Origin of the sequence: Frankia sp. EI5c (assembly GCF_001636565.1) — a bacterium.
GTDB lineage: Bacteria > Actinomycetota > Actinomycetes > Frankiales > Frankiaceae > Parafrankia.
Window position 1 is genome coordinate 228,038 of the sequence record NZ_LRTK01000006.1, and the last position, 17,722, is coordinate 245,759.

Below are 17,722 nucleotides of genomic sequence, written 5' to 3' on the forward strand. Positions count from 1 at the left end.
GCAAAGAGTCCCATCGGCATGCTTTTCACCAGAGGCGACAGGATGGCGGCACCGCGTGTCGATCTCCGCCGGCCGCGAGCCGAACCCAGGGGACGGGACATCGGATAGCCTTGGCCCGTGAGCTCCAGCGCGGACGTCACGCCCCCCGCCGGGCGGGCCTACACCGGCAAGTCCGGGTTCCTGGCCCCGTCGCTGCACCAGTACCTGGTCACCCACGGTTCCCCGGCCGACGACATCCTGCTCGACCTCGCCGCCGAGACGGCGGCCCTCGGTGACGTGTCGGTCATGCAGATTCCCGCGGAGCAGGGCTCGCTGCNGACGATCCTCACCGCCGCGCTCGCCCCGTCCCAGGCCATCGAGATCGGCACCTTCACCGGCTACTCCTCGCTGTGCGTGGCCCGCGGGCTGCCGCCCGGTGGCCNCCTGCTGTGCCTCGACGTCAGCGAGCGGTGGACGTCCGTCGCGCGCAGGTACTGGGAGCGCGCCGGGGTGAGCGACCGGGTCGAGCTCCGGCTCGGGCCCGCCGCGGAGACGCTGGCGAGCCTGCCCGAGGAGCCCACCTTCGGCCTCGCGTTCATCGACGCCGACAAGGAGTCGTACCCGACCTACTTCGAGCTCCTGCTGCCCCGCATGCGGCCCGACGCACTGATCGTCGTGGACAACGTCCTGCAGTCCGGCCAGGTGCTGGACGAGCGGGCCACCAGCCCCAACGCCGTCGCGGTGCGCGGGTTCAACGAGGCGCTCGCCCGCGACCCGCGGGTCCAGGTCGTCATGCTCCCCGTCGCGGACGGGCTGACCATCGCCCGCAAGCTGCCCCGCTGACGTGACCGCGGGCCACCCGGCCGGAGTCGGGGCGCCCCGGCTGGCCCGATGGCGGGGCACCGGTCTCGCGCCCGCTCCACTCCTGGTACCGGGGTGATCACTCCAGGAAACGGGTGTCCCACAGTGTGAGTGCGAGCTGGCTCGCGTTGCCGTCGTAGGAGTCGACATGCACCGCCGCCACCCGCGTACTTTCACGCGCGACCACGCACAACCAGATTCCCTCGCGATTGACGACCGCGTCGTCCGGCATCGTGCGCAGCGCCTCGACACAGTCCCGCGCCGTCGGCTTGCCGGGGCCCAGCCCACCTGGCGAGCCTGCTCCCGGCCCTCACCGGCCGGTCCCAGGTCGCCACCGCGCACCCGCTCGGGTGGCATGAAGGCGGGTGTGCCGAACAGCGCTTTCGCATGCGTTCGCGAGGTCGCGGTGGCCTCGACGGCCCGCGAGATTCCGAAGTCAATCACCCGGGGACCGTCCGCGGCCAGAATGAGGTTTCCGGGTTTGAGGTCGCGATGTATCACGCCCGCGCCGTGAATGGACTGCAGCGCCTCGGCCACACCGGCTACGAGCACCAGCACGCCCTCGGCGGGCCGCGGGCCGTGGCGGGCGACGGCGACCGCCAGCGAGGGTGCCGCGACGTAGACCGTGGCCAGCCAGGGCGGGTCGGCACCCGCGTCCGCGTCCACGACCGGCGCGGTGAATACTCCCTGCACCTTGGCGGCGATGGCGACCTCGCGGGCGAAGCGCCGCCGGAACTCCCGGTCGGCGGCGAATTCGGGGCGCGCCCGCTTGAGCGCCACGGGACGTCCGCCGGGTGTGTAGGACAGATACACCGTGCCCATACCGCCCGCGCCGATGCGGGCGCGTAAGAGGTAGCCACCGATCTCGCGCGGATCCCCCGGTTCCCGGGGGAGCAGGACGGCCTCCCAGGGCGGTGGTTCCGGGCCGTCGCGCGCGTCCGACGGGGAGCTGGTCATCGTCGCCCTCCGGGGCTGTGCGTAACCGACTTCGCAGAAACCAACTACTGAGGTTTCGGTCGGAGCGCCCCGACTTTCGCCGGCATCCGTCAGGGAACGACCGGAGGCCGCCGTGGGCCGGTCACGCCCCCATGACCAGACAGGTGCTGCTCGCGGTGGCCACCACACGACCCTCGACATCGCGGACGTCGCCTTCGGCGAACGCCGCCCGGCGACCGGGCCGGGTAACCCATCCGTGCGCGGTCAGCGTGTTCGCGCGGCCCGGAACGACCTGCACCGGCCGCACATAACTCACCTTGATCTCAAGGGAGGTGTAGGCCACTCCCGCGGCGAGGGTCGTGTGCACCGCACAGGCCGTCACGGTGTCGAGCAGTGTGCAGACGACCCCGCCGTGGACGACGCCGATCGGGTTGTACGCGGACTCGTCCGGCTCGCAGGAGAACACCACGTCGCCGACCTCGACCGACACCGGACGGAAGTCGAACACCTGGGAGATCGGCGGCGGCGGAACGACCCCGGCCGCCATCCCCCGCAGGAACTCCAGGCCGGACATGGTCAGGCCGAGCTTCGCCGTCTCGGCAGGGTCGTGCCAGGCGATGGTTTTCCTGCGCGGCTCGCCCCAATTCTGCTCCGCGCCGTCACCGGTGGTCTCCGGCTGGATTGGTGGCATGTTCCGGAGCCTATTACCGAGCCGGCGGACAATCGGCCTGATCACGATCAGCGTGATCGACAGCGGCGGTCAGCCGGGCCGTCCGGGCCGACACGTGCGCGGTGAAGCGCCCGGCCCAGTCCCCGGTCAGGCTGGCGGCCGCGACCAGCGCTGACAGGGCGACATCGAGCAGCTCGTCCACCAGTTCCTCTTCGGACGACCGGCCCTTGCGCGGGTTCTGGCCGCGCAGACCGATCAGCGCCGCGCTCGCCTCCCCGCACTCCTCGGCCACCTTGGCCACCCGCAGCGCCAGCCCTTCCCGCGGGCCGATCCCCACCCGCCGGTCGTTGGCATCGAGCGCGCGGACAGCGGCGGCGATCGCGGCAGCGGGCAGCGCCGGCTCGGGCGACCCCGGCGGATTCGGTGCGGCCGGCGGATTCGGTGAGGCTTCCACCAGCTCGAAACTACCGCCCCGGCCAGGACACCCCGAGGACACGAGAAGGCACCCCGAAGGCACGAGAAGGCACCCCGAAGGCACCGAGAGGGCACTGCGGCGAACGCGCGGTGACGTCCGAGCGGATCACGAACATCCGAAGCCGCCTCCTCCGAGCCGGGCGGAGCTAAGGTTGTGACCAGGAGCAGGGAGAGACCGCCTCGTCACGTGCGAGTCGGTCCAGGGACCGCGCACCGCGTCCGGCCGCCCGCCGGTCGACGCAGCGCGGTCTATCAGGCGGCCCGCCCCGACCCGATGCGGCCACGGCCGCATACCGCCCCAGTGCTCCGTGCGCAGGCACCGGTCGTGCCCGCGAACGAGAACGGACATGCCTTGGCTCGGACCACGGACGCGTCACGCGCCGACACAACCCGCGCGCGGCTTCTCGCCGCGGCGCTGAGCGCGTTCGCGGCGAAGGGATTCCACGGCACCACCACCCGCGACATCGCGGCCGCGGCGGGTATGAGTTCGGCGGCGCTCTACGTCCATCACAAATCGAAGGAAGAGCTGCTCTACCTCATCTCCCTGACCGGGCACCAGCGGACGCTGGCGCGCCTGCGTAGCGCGCTGGCCAGCTCCGACGACCCGGTCGAGCAGCTGCGTGACGCCTCCTGGAAGTTCGCGGAGTCCCACGCGCNGGACCACACCACCGCCCGGGTGGTCAACTACGAGATCGCCGCGCTCAGCCCGGAGCACCTCGTCGAGATCCATGCCATCCGGCGGGAGATCTCTGCCGTGGTCCGTGGAATCGTCGAGCGCGGGGTTGCCGCGGGCGTGTTCGTCGCGCCCGACCCGGCGATGACGGCGACCGCGCTGGTCTCGCTCGCCATCGACGTGGGGCGCTGGTACCGGGAGGACGGTTCCTGGACGCCGGCCCAGATCGGTCACCGGTACGCCGAGCTCTCCCTGCGCATGGTCGGGGCCGTACCAGGGCCCTGAAATCCGCCTGGCCGCGGGGTTCGAAGCAAGATCACCAGGCCGCTGGCGCAAACCCTTGCACCCGACTGACTAATCGCTTGCTTAGTTGCCGCGACGTCCCCTAGCGTGCGTCACCGTGGCGGACGCCACACTCACCCTCCGGCCAACGCACCGCCTGTCGCTGCCGAGGGTGCGTCCCGTCCGACCCGGACCGACGACCGCGGAGGACAGTCAATTGAGCCTGACGATCGATTCTCCGGCCAGTCACCGGAGGCCGACTCCCACGGGCATCAGTCGGCTCTGGTCGCGCCAGCTCGCGCACTATCCCGCGAACGGACCGCGCAGCCTCTATCTCGCGATCACGGTCTTCGTGGCGATCTTCCTCTACTACGCGCTCTACACCCAGGGCGCGGTCGCGACACAGATCATCGAGCATTACCGTTTCTCGTTCACCGCCTTCGTGTTCGTCAGCGTCATCGGCAACGCGGTCGGCGCCTTCGCGTCGCTCTTCGCCGGGCTGGCCGACCGCTGGGGCCGGGCGAACCTCGTGGTGGTCGGCGTGCTCGCGGTGGCGGTCATCGCCCTGGTGGGCCTGCCGAACGCACCGGGCAAGACCGGCTTCACCGTGCTGTACGCGGTGCTCTGCTTCGTCGAGGGAATCGTGCTGGTGGCCACTCCGGCACTGGTCCGCGACTTCTCACCGCAGGTCGGCCGAGGCCTGGCCATGGGCTTCTGGACCCTCGGCCCGGTACTGGGCAGCCTCACCGTGACCAGCGTGTCCAGCAACACCCTCGACGCCCACCCCGACTGGCGCTTCCAGTTCCACGTGTGCGGTGCGGTCGGCCTCGTCATCTTCGTGATCGCCGTGATCGGGCTGCGGGAACTCTCCCCCGGGCTGCGCGACCAGCTCATGGTCAGCACGCGCGACCGGGCCCTGGTCGAGGCCCGGGCCGCGGGGATCGACGCCGACGCCGACGCCCGGCAGTCGTGGCGGCGGGTGCTGCGCTTCGACGTCATCGGCTCCGCCTTCGCGATCAGCGCCTTCCTCCTGCTCTACTACATCCTCGTCGGATTCGCCGTCGTCTACTTCGCGACCGTCTACGGGTACTCCGAGGCACGCGCGAACGCGGTGGCGAACTGGTACTGGATCTCGAACGCGATCGCCCTGGTCGTCGCCGGCGCGGTGTCGGACCACTTCCGGGTGCGCAAACCGTTCATGGTCATCGGAATGATCATCAGCGTGGTGGGGAACGTCCTCTTCGCGCTGTCGGCGACCGATCCCGACACCGGCTACTACACGATCGCGTTCTACTTCGTGCTGAGCGCGGCGGGCAGCGGCATCGCCTACGTGGCCTGGATGGCCGCCTTCACCGAGACCGTCGAGCGGCACAGCCCGGCGGCGACCGCCACCGGCCTGGCCCTCTGGGGCTGGACACTGCGCCTCGTCGTCAGCGTGGCACTGATCCTCTTCACCTTCATGCTCCCCGCGACCTCCGTCCTGGTCGACAAGGGGACGCGCGTCGAGCACATCGTCGCGGCGCACCCCNGGGAGGTCGCCGTCCTCTCCGCGATCGACCCGCGGACCTCGTCCGCCCTGGCCAGCAACCCCGCGGACGGCGGCGCACTCGCCACGGCACTCGGCCAGATCGCCGCGCAGCAGGGCGCGAGCCCCGCCGAGGCGGCCGAGGTGTCCACGACGGTGCAGGAGCGATCGCAGGAGGTCGCGACCGCGCAGGCCATCCAGCCCGCCACCTTGGCGGCCCTGCAGAAGGACCCGCCGGACCCCACCGCCGTCGGCGCGGCCATCGCCGACATCGTCACGGTGCTGGGTGTCCCGCAGCCGACGGCCGTCCAGCTGCTCACCCAGCTCGGCGAACCCGAGGTGAAGGCCGATCTGGCCCTGGTGCAGAAGTACGGCGACATCCTGAAGAGCGCGCAGGCCGCGATCCCGCCGGACGACCTCGCCTTTCTGAGTGCCCACGGCGCGGAGGTCGTGGAGGCGCGGGAGGACAACCCGGGCGAGTGGCAGAACTGGTGGTGGATCTGCGTCGCCGGTCAGATCATCTTCCTCCCGTTCATCTTCCTGCTGACCGGGCGGTGGAGCCCGCGCCGGGCGCGCGAGGACGAGCGGGTGCACGAGGCGATGGTCGAGCGCGAGCTGGAGATCCTGCGCCGGGGCGGCCAGACCGCCAGTCGGCCTGATGCCGCCCGCCCGGCCGCGCGCGTCCGAGACGACACCCGGGCGTACTAGGGCCGGGTACTCCCTCCCCCCGAACTGAAGCTGACGAAGCCGTCCCCGTCGGCCCCCCCAGGTGGCGGCTTCGTCAGCTTCTTCATTCCGAGTACGCGGGCCCACTCCCCCGTGCCCCGTGCCGTGCCCGAAGGGAAGCACATGTATCACGGCAGTGGTGCCCGACCGGGACGTGGGGACATCCCGGCGCGACGGCGCCGACCGGCACTGATCGCGCTGACGGCCCTGTCGGTCGTCTCGTCCCTGGCCGCACTGCTGCTGGTCACCGCGCCGTCCGTGCAGGCGGCCACCCTGTTCGCCGACGACTTCGCCGACGGCGACAGCGTCGGCTGGTCGAAGTCCGGCGGCAACTGGTCGGTGCTCAACGACGGCACGTCCGCGTACCGGCAGAACAACCTGAACAGCGAACTCGCCCGCGCGTTCGCCGGCTCCACCGGCTGGACCGACTACAGCCTGCAGGCCAGGGTCAGGCCCCTCGCCTTCGACGGAACGGCACGGTATGTGGGCATCGGCGCCCGCACCGCCGGCAGCACGGAGTTCTACCGACTGGCCCTGCTCAACACCAATCAGGTGCAGTTGCAGGCGGTCAGCGGCAGCCTGATCACGGTCATCGGCAGCGCCGCGCGAACCGTGAACACCGGCACCTGGTACACCCTGCGCATCGACGTGGCCGGCAGCAGGATCAGCGGATATCTCGACGGCGCGCTCGTCGGCTCGGGCGACGACCGCTCGATCGCCGCCGGCCGGATCTCCCTGCAGACCTTCCACGCCACCGCGACCTTCGACGACGTCCTGGTGAGCGACACCGTCCCCACCCCGCCGACGACCGCCGGCCCGTCGACCACAGCGCCTTCGACCACGGCACCGACCTCAACTCTCCCGCCGGTCCCACCGGGCTCGGGCGCGAAACAGATGGAGAAGCTCAACCGGGGCCTGGTCTCCGTCCGCTCAGGCAGCGGCAACTTCGTGTCCTGGCGGCTGCTTGGCACTGACCCCGCCGGCGTCGGGTTCAACCTGTACCGGGGCGGCACGAAGGTGAATCCGTCGGTCATCACCGGGGCGACGAACTTCTTCGACTCCGGCGCGGCAGCCGGATCGACATACACGGTTCGGCCGGTGCTGGGCGGTGTCGAGTACGCGGCGACGGAGAGCGCCCTGCAGCTCCCCGCCGGCTATCTGGACGTGCCGTTGCAGATCCCGCCCGGGGGAACGACGCCTGACGGCGTCGCGTACACCTACTCCGCCAACGACGCCTCGGTGGGCGACGTGGACGGCGACGGCCAGTACGAGATCTTCGTGAAGTGGGACCCGTCCAACTCCAAGGACAACTCGCAGTCCGGATACACCGGGAACGTCTACGTGGACGCCTACCGGCTGAACGGCACCCGACTGTGGCGCATCGACCTCGGCAGCAACATCCGGGCCGGCGCACATTACACCCAGTTCCAGGTGTACGACTACTCCGGCGACGGCCGAGCCGAAATCGCCATGAAAACCGCCGACGGGACCGTTTCCGGCACCGGTCAGGTGATCGGGTCCGCCACGGCGGATCACCGCAACTCCGCCGGCTATGTTCTCGCCGGCGCCGAGTACCTGACCATGTTCAACGGGCTGACCGGAGCGGCGCTTTCCACGGTGAACTACGTTCCGGCTCGCGGGACGGTCTCGTCCTGGGGCGACTCCTACGGCAACCGGGTCGACCGTTTCCTGGCCGGAACCGCCTATCTGGACGGCACCCGCCCGTCGTTGATCATGGCGCGGGGCTATTACACCCGCAGCGTCGTCACGGCCTGGGACTTCCGCAACGGCAGCCTGACCCAGCGGTGGGTCTTCGACTCGAACGTGTCGGGATCCCAGTACACCGGCCAGGGCGCACACAGCCTTTCCGTCGCCGACGTGGATTCCGACGGCCGGCAGGAAATCATCTACGGAGCCATGGCGATCGACGACAACGGCTCCCCGCTCTGGACGACCGGCCTCGGCCACGGCGACGCGCTGCACGTGGGCGACTTCAACACCGGCCGCGCGGGGCTGGAGGTGTACATGCCCTCGGAGAACACCTCCGGGCCCGACTCGTGGATGGCCGACGCCCGCACCGGCCAGGTCCTGTGGTCGAAGGCCAACTGTGCCTGCGACAACGGCCGCGGAGTGGCCGGTGACATCTACGCCGGCAGTGCCGGCGCGGAGGCATGGTCCTCGGCTGACCCGACATTGTTCTCCGCCACCGGTGGCGCGCTGGGCCGCAGGCCCGGCTCCACCAACTTCCTGCTCTGGTGGGACGGCGACCCGCTCCGCGAACTGCTCGACGGTACGCACGTCGACAAGTACGGCACCAGCGCGGACACCCGGCTGCTGACCGGGTCGGGAGTGGCGTCCAACAACGGCACCAAGGCCACCCCGGCGCTGGCCGGCGACATTCTCGGGGACTGGCGCGAGGAGGTCGTCTGGCGGACGTCGGACAGTTCCGCGCTGCGCATCTACAGCACCTCCGCGACCACCACGACGCGGATCCACACGCTGGCCCACGACCCGCAGTACCGGGTGGCGCTGGCCTGGCAGAACACCGCCTACAACCAGCCGCCGCACCCGAGCTTCCCCATCGGCGACGGGATGAGCACCCCACCCGTCCCGAACGTCTACACACCCTGACTCCTGTACGTGGCTGCCGGTCTGCCGCCGGTCCGCGCCCGGTTCAGGGTGCGGCCGGCAGCGGGACGACGAGGCCTCGCTCGAGGACCGCTTCGAGGGCCAGGGTTCGGTAGCCGACCTCGTCGAAAAGGACGGTGAACCGGTCGCCGTCCGCGCTGACGACCTGGCCCTCACCCCAGCGCTGGTGGCGCACCCGGGTGCCAGCCGCGAACGGGTCGCGCGCCGGCACCTCGGCTGGCCCGGTCGTGGACGTCTTCGATGCTTCCCGCGTCTCTTTCGCGTCCTGTGCGTCCTGTGCGCGCTGCGCGTCCGGGGCTTCGCCGCGACGGGCCGGCGTGTCGCAGGTGTCGCAGTTGCCGCAGCCGACGCCGTCGAAGCGGTCGGCCGGCTCGCCGAAGTAGGAGAGCAGGAACCTGCGCCGGCAGCCCCTGGTCTCGGCATAGCCGCGGATCATGTCGACCCGCGACTGCTCGAACGTCCGCCGGGCCGCCGCCCGCTCGCCCGCCCGCGCCGCGGCGACCTCGGGCGGCGGGGCGTCCGGGCGGGCCTGCACGGCCCCGTCGTCGCGCACCGTCAGCGCGTCCGCCTGCACGAGCAGGTCGACCAGGCGGATCAGCGCCGAGTCACGCAGCTTCGCCTCGGCAGCGAGCCGGGAGACCGGGATCGCCCCGCCGGCGTGCGCCATCAGCACGGCGACCCGCTGTAGCTCCACCGGGTCGGGAGCCGCGGCGACGAAGAACCGGCGCAGCCCCAGATCCTGCGGGCGGAAGAACAGACAGGCCCGGGCCGGCTCACCGTCCCGCCCGGCACGGCCGATCTCCTGGTAGTAGGCGTCCAGCGAGTCGGCCACATCCGCGTGCGCGACGAAGCGGACGTCGGGCTTGTCGATCCCCATCCCGAACGCGGTCGTCGCGACGACGACGTCGCAGTTCCCACTCAGGAAGGCGGCCTCCGTCTCGCGCCGCCGCCCGCCGGCGAGACCAGCGTGGTATGGCAGCACGGTGAGGCCCAGCTCCGCGAGCTCGGCGGCGATCTCCTCGGTTGCCCGCCGGGTCGCCGCGTAGACGAGGCCGGGCTTCACCTCCGCGGCGACGTACTCCACCAGCGCCGCCCGCTTCGCCGCGTCCTCGGTGAAGGTACGGACCTCAAGGTGGATGTTGGGCCGGTCGAACCCCTGCACGATCTCGGCCGGCGCGCGCATCCGCAGCCGCTCGGCGATCTCCCGGCGCACCGGCGGCGCCGCGGTCGCCGTCAACGCGATCACGGTCGGATGCCCGAGCTCCTCGACGACCTCACCCAGCCGCAGGTAGTCCGGGCGGAAATCATGCCCCCAGGACGAGATGCAGTGCGCCTCGTCCACGACGAACAGCGACGGCGCGGCATCCCGAAGCAACGCCCGGACGTCCGGTTTGGCGAGCTGCTCAGGCGCGAGGAACAGGAACTCGGCTCCGCCGTGCCGGATGGCTCCGAACGCCTCGGCGAACCCGCGGGCCCCGCTCTGCGAGTTCGCCGCCACCGCCGGACCAGCCGACCCCGCCCAGCCGGAACCCGAACTCGCCCGCGCGGAGCCCGAATCCGCCGGCGCGGAGCCCGAATCCGCCGGCGCGGAGCCCGTTTCGGCCTGGGCTCGGCCGAGCCGCTCGGTCAGCCCTCGAACCTGGTCCCGCTGCAGGGCGATCAACGGGGAGACGACCACCGTCGGACCGTCGACCAACAACGCCGGGATCTGGTAGACGGCGGACTTGCCGGCGCCCGTGGGCAGCACGCACAGGGTGTCGCGCCCGGCGAGCACCGACCGCATCGCCGCACGCTGCCCGGGGCGCAGCCGGTCGAACCCGAACGCGGCCGACGCGACGGCGTCGAGAAGGCCGTCGACTTCCTGCTCCGCGACGTGGTCGCCCTGGCCATCGGCCCGGTCCGGCTCTGCCGCCGGGGCCTGCGCCGCATGAACTGGCGGTGGCGGCGGTGGCGGTGGGGTCTGATCGACGGTTCGATGCGACCGACGTGGCCACCAACGCCGCCACCGGTCACCTGTCATCACGCGCCGGCCTCCCGTCCGTACTCCCAGCATTCTCCCATCGACGCCGGCTTTACCCACCTTTGCTGGGTTCATCCGCAGGGCGCCCNGGCGCGCGACGTCCAGGTACGGGAGCCGATCAGCGCTCGACGGCCAGCCCGCCCATATGAAGATCATCTGTATATGATGGCGAGGTGGGTATCGAGGAGATACGGGAACCGACCTTTCTGGTGCTCGCGGCGCTCGCCGACGGCACCAAGCACGGGTATGCGTTGATCCGCGAGGTCAGCGTCATCTCGGCGGGCCGGGTGACCCTACGGGCGGGCACCCTGTACGCCGCCCTCGGCCGGCTCGCCGACCAGGGGCTGGTGCGGCAGTGCGGCGAGGAGGTGGTCGAAGGCCGGCTGCGGCGCTACTACGACCTCACCGACGCCGGCGCCGAGGTTCTCGCCACGCAGGCCGACCGCCTGCGGGCGCACGCCGCCGAGGCCGACCGCCGGCTGCGCTCACGGGCTCGGGTCGGGACGGTGCCGGCATGACGGCCCCGCGGCTCGAGGTTGCCTACCGTCGCCTGTTGAGGGCCTATCCGCGCAGGTGGCGGCAGGAGAACGGCGACGAGGTCGTCGCCACCCTGCTGGACATGGCGGATGCCGCCGGCCGCACCAGGCCGAGCCCCGGCGACATCGCCGACCTGATCGCGCACGGCCTCGCCGCGCGGCTGAACGTGTCGCTCGGGCTGGTGCCGGCGCAGGTGCGGCACCGCCTCGCCGCCATGGCACTCGCCTCCGCCGCCATGCTGTCGCTGGCCCTGTTCCTCGTGGCGGAGGTGCTGCCGGAGCCGTATCCGGCGCTCCCCGCCCACCCGTCAGTCCCCAACCTGGCGTTCGGCCCGTTCGTCACGCTCGGCGCCGTGGTCTACCCGTTCCCGGTGCTCGCGTTCGTCGCCGCGGCGGCCGGCTACCGGCGCCTCACCCGCACACTGCTCGGTCTCACCGGCGTCGCCCTGTGCGTCGCCGTGCTGGCCGCCTCTCGGGGGGTCGCCGAACGGCCGCAGATGTACCTGCTCGTGGTCCTGGGTCTGCTGGTCGTCATGGCCGCGGGCGGTCTGCCGACGGCGGTCCGCCGCCGCGACCTGTTCGGCGCGGCGGCGGTGTTCGGCCTGTTCCTCACGGTCGCGACCGCGGCCAGTATCTGGCTGCACCGGCGGACCTACTGGAGCGATTCGCCGTTCGCCACCCGCTGGAACCGTCCGCTGGTTGCCTACCGGGGGTCCACCGGCCTCCTCGACACCATCGAAATGGCGACGCCGGCCGCCGTCGTCCTCGGGATCCTCATCGCGGCGGTGGTCAGCCGACGGCACCCCGGCTGGGTCATCGCGACCTTCGCCGTCGGCGGGACGTGGTTGCTGATGCCGATCGCCNACTCTCTTCGCTACAGCCGTTGGGGGTGGGAGGACAACTACGCCGGCTTCGGATTCGTGCTTGCCGGCGGACTCGTCACGCTGGCGGCCTTGGTCGACCTCTTCCACGCCGCCGGGCTGAGAATCGTCAGGATCTCGGACCCGCCCGCCCGCGCTCTGGACACCCCGAATCCGCCGTTTGACGGTCTGGATGACACCGACTCCGAATAGGTCCGCGACTCGGGCCGCGGCCCGCAGTTCCCACCCGGGCCGGTCGGCACAACCGCCCGCCGATAAGGTGCGGAACGTCCTTTTTCGACCTGCCGCGGCCAATCAGAACCGCCGGCCGCAGGATGAGAGACGCGCGTGCGGCGACTGGCGTCGGTGGCGGTCACGATGGCGGCGATCGGCTGCCTCGTAGCCTGCGGAAACGGTGGAAAGGACGGCGCCGGCGGAAGCGGCGGGGTCCGCACGTTGGACGGACCGGTCACCAGCGCCGACCTGAGCCAGATCTGCGATGGGGAAACCGCCCTCGCCGCCGCGCCTCCCTACGCCGGGCCTGCGCCGCATCCGGTGATGGTGCTCAGCCAGCGGCAGGGGAACGATCCGACCGGTCCGACTCTCGTCTTCCACCCCTTGGACCGCCTGGGCGAGGAAGAACACGACGCTTTCCTGACACCCGTGGCGCGGATCCAGCTCGTCGCCTGCGCTGAGCGGGCCGACCGGGCACCGACGGACGTCGTCTGCCGGTTCGACCTCGGGGTCGAGAAAAGCGTGCCGTTCTTCCGTACCTCCTATCGGATAACGGTGCGCGAGGCGCACACCGGGAAGGTCGTCGGCACCGTCCCGGTGAACCCGGCCGCGGCGGGGTGTCCGACCGCCGCGCGGGTCTCGTGGGGCGGCGCCGAGGTGTTCAGCGCACCAACCGACCCCCAGTTCGTGTCCGCACTGCGCGCGTTCGCCTACTGGGACGGCACGGGAACTCCACCACAGCTCGCCGAACCGGCGGACATTCCGGCGCCGGCCGGCGCACCGGTGGTCGCTGGCTCCGTGCACCTGACGACCGCGCCGGGCGTGGACCCGACCAGCCCGGTCGTTCGGGACCATCTGGCGTTCTGGGCCGCGTTCGCCGGAGCCCAGGAAGCCGACAGCCCGGACTTCACCGCCTTGAGCGCCCGGACCGACGGATCCTTTTTCCTCGCGTTGACGAGGATCGTCGACCAGCTCCGCGGCAAGCCCGGCCGGTCCAACCGCGGCCCGCTGCACCTCCTGGTGACAGGTGTCTCACAGCAGGCCGGGGTGGTGGCGGTGGACAGCTGCGTGGACGAGACCGAGCGGCAGGAGTTCGAGCTGTCCGAGCCCACCGGCGACATCGGCCTGCGGTATCAGATAAGGGTCAACCTCGAACCAGGTGACGGTGGATACCTGGCCACGGGTTTCGCGGATCCGCAACCGGCCGGCTGCCCGCCGCCAGCCGGCCGGGTCGGCTGACGACCGGGAGCACCGACGACGTCTCTCCCTGTACTGAGGACCGAATTCGTCCGCAATGGTTCATAGCGTGCGGGACATGACAACATCACAGGACGTCCAGTCCTTCCGTATCGATATCCCGCAGAGCGATCTCGACGACCTCGCCGCACGACTGGCCGCCACCCGCTGGCCGGACGAGGTTGCCGGCGCCGGCACCGACTACGGCATGCCGCTCGGCGCCGTCCAGCGACTGGCCGAAAGCTGGCGCACCGCCTACGACTGGCGCGCGCACGAGGCCCGGCTCAATGAGCTCCCGCAGTACACCACGTCCATCGACGGGCAGAACATTCACTTCCTGCNCGTCCGGTCGGGCGAGCCGGATGCCGTCCCCCTGCTGCTCCTGCACGGTTGGCCGGGTTCGGTGCTCGAGTTCCTGAAAGTGATCGAACCGCTCACCAACCCGCGTGCGCACGGCGGCGACCCCTCCCGGGCGTTCCACATCGTGGCACCGTCCCTGCCCGGGTACGGCTTCTCCGGCCCCACCACCGAACCCGGCTNGGACAGCGCCCGGATGGCGAGGGCATTCGCCTCCCTGATGTCCCGGCTGGAGTATGAACGGTGGGGTGCGGCCGGCGGTGACACCGGCGCCCTGGTCGGTCGGGAACTCGGCATTCTCGCGCCGGACGGACTGATCGGCGTGCACCTCCTGCAGATCTTCGCGTTCCCGTCCGGTGACCCGGCGGAAATGGGCCGGCTGTCCGCTGCCGATCGGGAGAGCCTCTCCGGCACAAGCGCGGACTTCGAGAGCAAGGCGGGATACCAGAAGATCCATCAGAGCCGGCCGCAGACCCTGGGTTACGGGCTGACCGACTCGCCCGCCGGCCAGCTGGCGTGGAACGCCGAGCTGTGGACCGGCTGGGGCGACTACGCCGACTACCTGGACGTCGACACCTACCTGACGCACCTGAGCATCTACTGGTTCACCCGGACGGGCTCCTCCAGTGCCAGGCATTACTACGAGGACGCGCGCAGCGGCGCCGGGTACCGCGAGATGCCCAACAAGGTACCGACAGCGGTCGCGGTCTTCCCCCAGGACTTCCGGACGGTCCGGGCTTTCGCCGAGCGGGCCAACAACATCGTCCGGTACACCGAGTTCGACCGAGGTGGCCATTTCTCCTACACCACCGACCCGGAGCTGGTGGTCGAGGACCTGCGGGAGTTCTTCGCCAGCCTGGTCTGAAAGACCTGTTCCTGAGTCGTCCCCTGGCCATGGCCGGAGGAAGGGGCCAGGAGACCGGCGGAACAGCGGTCAGCGGAACGGCAGTCGGCGGAACGGCAGTCGGCGGACGCGGCGGGCAAGGCCCGGACTCTCGGCGCGGTGGACGGCGGGTTGACGGCGCGCCCGGCGCATACCATCGATCAGTGGACAGTGTGGAGTTCCGGCTGGAAACCGAGCCGCTCCCGAGCGGAAAAGCGCTGGCGGTCTGCCCATATGTGAACGGCGTCGACCTCCGAGAACTCGTCCGGGCGGTCGAGCTGCCGTTCGCCGAGGCCGACCGCCAGCCCGATCTCGCCGGCAGCTACGCCGGCCTTCACGACCCGGGCGTCCGCTGGCCCAGCCGGCACTTCCTGGGTGAGCCGGCCGTGACCTGGTTCGGAGACGGCGATACCGCCCTGCTGGGCTGCGTCTGCGGTGATGCCGGCTGCTGGCCGTTGACGGCACGCGTCGACATCACCGTAAACACCGTCATCTGGCGCCACTTCCGTACCGGCCACCGCAGCTGGGACCTCGGCGGCCTCGGCCCGTTCCACTTCGACGCGCTCGACTACCGGACCGCTCTCCGCCAGACCGGATCCGCTTCAGGCTGAAGGCCGACGATCTCCAGAAGGTTGGCTGCCCGATCCGGACCCATCCAGTCCGGGTCGCCTCGCGCAGCGCCGCGACCCGGCGGGCAGGAGTCAGACATCAAGCCACTCGTATCGCGGAACCTTACGGTGGTCGCGGACCACGGCCAGATCTTCGTCTTCGGCGCCACCTTCGACGACGGCGACGCTCTGGACACGGCCGAAGAAGTCGCCGATCCCTACACAGCCGCACTCCACGACGCCATCGACTCGGGTCGGTTCGTCGGCACCTGTGGCGCCCTCACGACTATCGTCACCCCCGGACAGTTCAATTCAGCGAGCCCCATGCTCGTCGAGGTCTGGGCCAGCCGACCTCCCGATGACTCCGCCGCCTGGGACCACGAGGTGGAGGTCGACCTCGATGCGGCCGAGGGTCGCCTCACCTTCGAATACGTCGGCGGCGTCGGCGACTCGGTGCACATTCCGGCGGCCCGATACCGGGCGCGCGTTTCCGGACGCGGTTTCGGCGCACTCGGTACCGCCGGGGCCAACGGCCGCGACAACTACCGCCTCCGACTGTTTCCCCGCCGCAGGTCGGCGTCTCCACGGCTCCGCAAGTCATGGCCAGGCCGGGATGCCTACCACTAGCTTCGTCGAGGACGATCTTCGGTCAGCCTACGGCGGGGCGACCACGGCCCGCACCCACGTTCTCAACCTCTGCCCACGCCACCGCCTTTCGGAGAACACCGGGCAGCCGACCAGCTGAGCCGCGCGGACTCGCCGCGGCCGGGTAAGGTCTTCCCCGAGAACCTCGCCTCGACGGCAGCGCCCCATTGACTGAAGGGCCTCATTCATGAGCGACGACGTCGACCCGGACGAAGAAGCCCTCGTTTTCGAGATCGTGGAATACAGCGACGCCCATGATGCAATCAGATCCTACCGGCAAAACGGCGTCGTAATCGTCGACTGTCNGGCGGCGGATCAGAGCACCCGGCGCCGGGTCGGCGACCTGTGTACCGGGGCCGGCCTGGCCGCTGGATTTTCTCCGTTCGCGCTCGCGGAATCGGTCCTTTTTCTCACGACCGGCAGGTTTCCGACAAGGGCCGAGAGGATGCGGTTCAAGGACTGACGCCGGCCACGAGGCGCTGGAGCTTGCGGGATGGCGCGTCAGGCGCGCTGGCCGCGGCGCTGCTCACGGCGGGCCCGGGCACCCGTCGGAGTCGGCGGAACCTCGTCGACCCTGGACGTCAGGTGCTTGTGGCGGTACCCGCGCTCGTCCAGCCACGCCCGCGCGCGAGATTCGGCCTGCTCAGCGGCTGCCTGCGCGTCGGCATCGGCGGCAATGNGGAACCGGAAGGCGAAGAACGACCGAGCCTCGATCTCATAGGTGAGCGTGCCTTCGGACGTGAACGCGGCCCGCAGCGGATCATGCTCCCCAGCCCGGCGGGCAAGCTCGGCCCGCTGGTCCTCGGTGAGCTCGTCGAAGGCGCCACGCACGATGACGCGGAAGTTTCGGAGATCCACCGACCCACCAAACCACCGTGCCTCCGCCCAGGACCTGCCACTGCCCTGGCAGCCGTTGCTACAAACGGCCCGATTTCCCGGCCCCAGAGGCGCCGCAGGCGCCCCGTCGGGGGTTTCGGGGGGGTCACCCCCCGGCCAGCATTGCGGCTGTGCCGCAGGCGATCCGAAGGATCGACAAGCATGCGGAACCAGCGCGTGGGCGCGGCAGGGATCGAACCTGCGACCACTCGCTTGTAAGCAGTCCCGGGACTACCGATGTGCGAAACCCCTTGTGTCCCTGGGGTTCCGCATGATCGCTTAACCCGACGGGGCCGAAGTAGTGCGCTGACTAAACGATCTCCACAGGGAGATCATCTAATCCAGCTATGACCCTGAGTCATAGATCACGCCCCCGGGCGCGTCGAGTCCTTCGGCCTCGGGAGACCCGCGGGACCCCGCCCGCGGCGAAGTCTCCGACGTCGAGCCGCGGCGGCCTCGGGAGTCGGCCCGTCAGGACTCGCCACGCCAACCAGGACGCTGCCGGTCGGCCCACGTCTCGACTTCGGCCCGCCACCACAGGCGGATGCGCGGCCTGGTGAACGCGGGGTCAGGGAACCCCTTCGTCCGGGAGATGGCGTCCGCCCGGGACCGTGAGACACCGATCATCGAAGCAAGATCGGAAATGTCTACAAGATCGGTGTCGGGGTTCATGTCCGTGACGCTAAGTGAGC

Annotated in this window: 14 protein-coding genes and 8 pseudogenes; 15 read left to right on the forward strand and 7 right to left on the reverse strand. The window is 70.6% G+C overall.

What is annotated here, in order from left to right:
* Positions 1-117: 117 nt before the first annotated feature.
* The 3 pseudogenes from UG55_RS32350 to UG55_RS32360 all read left to right on the forward strand — a co-directional run.
* Positions 118-316, forward strand: a pseudogene (locus UG55_RS32350) (O-methyltransferase); the annotation flags it as partial.
* 1 nt (position 317) lies between these two features.
* Positions 318-421, forward strand: a pseudogene (locus UG55_RS32355) (O-methyltransferase); the annotation flags it as partial.
* A gap of 1 nt (position 422) precedes the next feature.
* Positions 423-822: pseudogene (locus UG55_RS32360) on the forward strand (O-methyltransferase); the annotation flags it as partial.
* Between the two features lie 97 nt (positions 823-919).
* On the opposite strand, the gene UG55_RS29045 reads toward UG55_RS32360, so the two are convergent.
* From UG55_RS29045 to UG55_RS04390, 4 genes and pseudogenes are all read right to left on the reverse strand, one after another.
* The gene (locus UG55_RS29045) at positions 920-1,072 is read right to left on the reverse strand and encodes a hypothetical protein (RefSeq protein ID WP_157901485.1); all 153 of its coding nucleotides are present in this window, start codon (positions 1,070-1,072) and stop codon (positions 920-922) included.
* Positions 1,073-1,149: 77 nt separating this feature from the next.
* A pseudogene (locus UG55_RS26860) lies at positions 1,150-1,797 on the reverse strand (serine/threonine-protein kinase); the annotation flags it as partial.
* Positions 1,798-1,918: 121 nt separating this feature from the next.
* Positions 1,919-2,467: a PaaI family thioesterase gene (locus UG55_RS04385; protein ID WP_066063178.1), complete on the reverse strand. Its 549-nt coding sequence runs from the start codon at positions 2,465-2,467 to the stop codon at positions 1,919-1,921.
* A gap of 13 nt (positions 2,468-2,480) precedes the next feature.
* The gene (locus UG55_RS04390) at positions 2,481-2,900 is read right to left on the reverse strand and encodes a MazG-like family protein (RefSeq protein ID WP_066063181.1); all 420 of its coding nucleotides are present in this window, start codon (positions 2,898-2,900) and stop codon (positions 2,481-2,483) included.
* A gap of 345 nt (positions 2,901-3,245) precedes the next feature.
* On the opposite strand from UG55_RS04390, the gene UG55_RS32365 reads away from it, so the two are divergent.
* From UG55_RS32365 to UG55_RS04405, 4 genes and pseudogenes are all read left to right on the forward strand, one after another.
* A partial coding sequence (locus UG55_RS32365; RefSeq protein ID WP_396230797.1) for a TetR family transcriptional regulator occupies positions 3,246-3,576 on the forward strand: 331 nt, incomplete at its 3' end.
* Between the two features lies 1 nt (position 3,577).
* A pseudogene (locus UG55_RS32370) lies at positions 3,578-3,878 on the forward strand (TetR family transcriptional regulator); the annotation flags it as partial.
* Between the two features lie 214 nt (positions 3,879-4,092).
* On the forward strand, positions 4,093-5,403 hold a 1,311-nt coding region (locus UG55_RS04400), incomplete at its 3' end, for an MFS transporter (protein WP_242423723.1).
* An 846-nt stretch (positions 5,404-6,249) separates the two neighbouring features.
* On the forward strand, positions 6,250-8,757 hold the full coding sequence (locus UG55_RS04405) for a family 16 glycoside hydrolase (protein WP_157901486.1): 2,508 nt from the start codon (positions 6,250-6,252) through the stop codon (positions 8,755-8,757).
* 43 nt (positions 8,758-8,800) lie between these two features.
* Here UG55_RS04405 and UG55_RS04410 read toward each other — a convergent pair whose 3' ends face one another.
* A complete protein-coding gene (locus UG55_RS04410) occupies positions 8,801-10,795 on the reverse strand; it encodes a RecQ family ATP-dependent DNA helicase (protein WP_128422838.1) in 1,995 nt (664 codons plus the stop codon).
* A 173-nt stretch (positions 10,796-10,968) separates the two neighbouring features.
* Between UG55_RS04410 and UG55_RS04415 the strand changes: the two genes are divergently transcribed.
* The 8 genes and pseudogenes from UG55_RS04415 (at position 10,969) to UG55_RS04440 (ending at position 16,136) form a co-directional block, all read left to right on the forward strand.
* The gene (locus UG55_RS04415; RefSeq protein WP_066063187.1) at positions 10,969-11,313 is read left to right on the forward strand and encodes a PadR family transcriptional regulator; all 345 of its coding nucleotides are present in this window, start codon (positions 10,969-10,971) and stop codon (positions 11,311-11,313) included.
* Positions 11,314-11,348: 35 nt separating this feature from the next.
* Positions 11,349-12,194 (forward strand): hypothetical protein (locus tag UG55_RS04420; protein WP_242423724.1); only part of this gene is annotated, 846 nt, incomplete at its 3' end.
* Positions 12,195-12,539: 345 nt separating this feature from the next.
* The gene (locus UG55_RS26865) at positions 12,540-13,664 is read left to right on the forward strand and encodes a hypothetical protein (protein WP_066063193.1); all 1,125 of its coding nucleotides are present in this window, start codon (positions 12,540-12,542) and stop codon (positions 13,662-13,664) included.
* Between the two features lie 76 nt (positions 13,665-13,740).
* On the forward strand, positions 13,741-14,002 hold a 262-nt coding region (locus UG55_RS32375), incomplete at its 3' end, for an epoxide hydrolase N-terminal domain-containing protein (RefSeq protein ID WP_242423725.1).
* Between the two features lies 1 nt (position 14,003).
* Positions 14,004-14,200: pseudogene (locus UG55_RS32380) on the forward strand (alpha/beta fold hydrolase); the annotation flags it as partial.
* 1 nt (position 14,201) lies between these two features.
* Positions 14,202-14,883, forward strand: a pseudogene (locus UG55_RS32385) (alpha/beta fold hydrolase); the annotation flags it as partial.
* A gap of 182 nt (positions 14,884-15,065) precedes the next feature.
* A complete protein-coding gene (locus UG55_RS04435; RefSeq protein WP_066063198.1) occupies positions 15,066-15,512 on the forward strand; it encodes a hypothetical protein in 447 nt (148 codons plus the stop codon).
* 126 nt (positions 15,513-15,638) lie between these two features.
* Positions 15,639-16,136, forward strand: a complete 498-nt coding sequence (locus tag UG55_RS04440) for a hypothetical protein (RefSeq protein WP_066063200.1) — start codon at positions 15,639-15,641, stop codon at positions 16,134-16,136.
* A 519-nt stretch (positions 16,137-16,655) separates the two neighbouring features.
* Here UG55_RS04440 and UG55_RS32390 read toward each other — a convergent pair.
* Together UG55_RS32390 and UG55_RS32395 are read right to left on the reverse strand one after the other, a co-directional pair.
* The coding region (locus tag UG55_RS32390; protein ID WP_242423760.1) for a DUF6204 family protein at positions 16,656-16,833 on the reverse strand (178 nt) is incomplete at its 5' end.
* A 1-nt stretch (position 16,834) separates the two neighbouring features.
* Positions 16,835-17,012: pseudogene (locus UG55_RS32395) on the reverse strand (DUF6204 family protein); the annotation flags it as partial.
* Between the last annotated feature and the right edge of the window lie 710 nt (positions 17,013-17,722).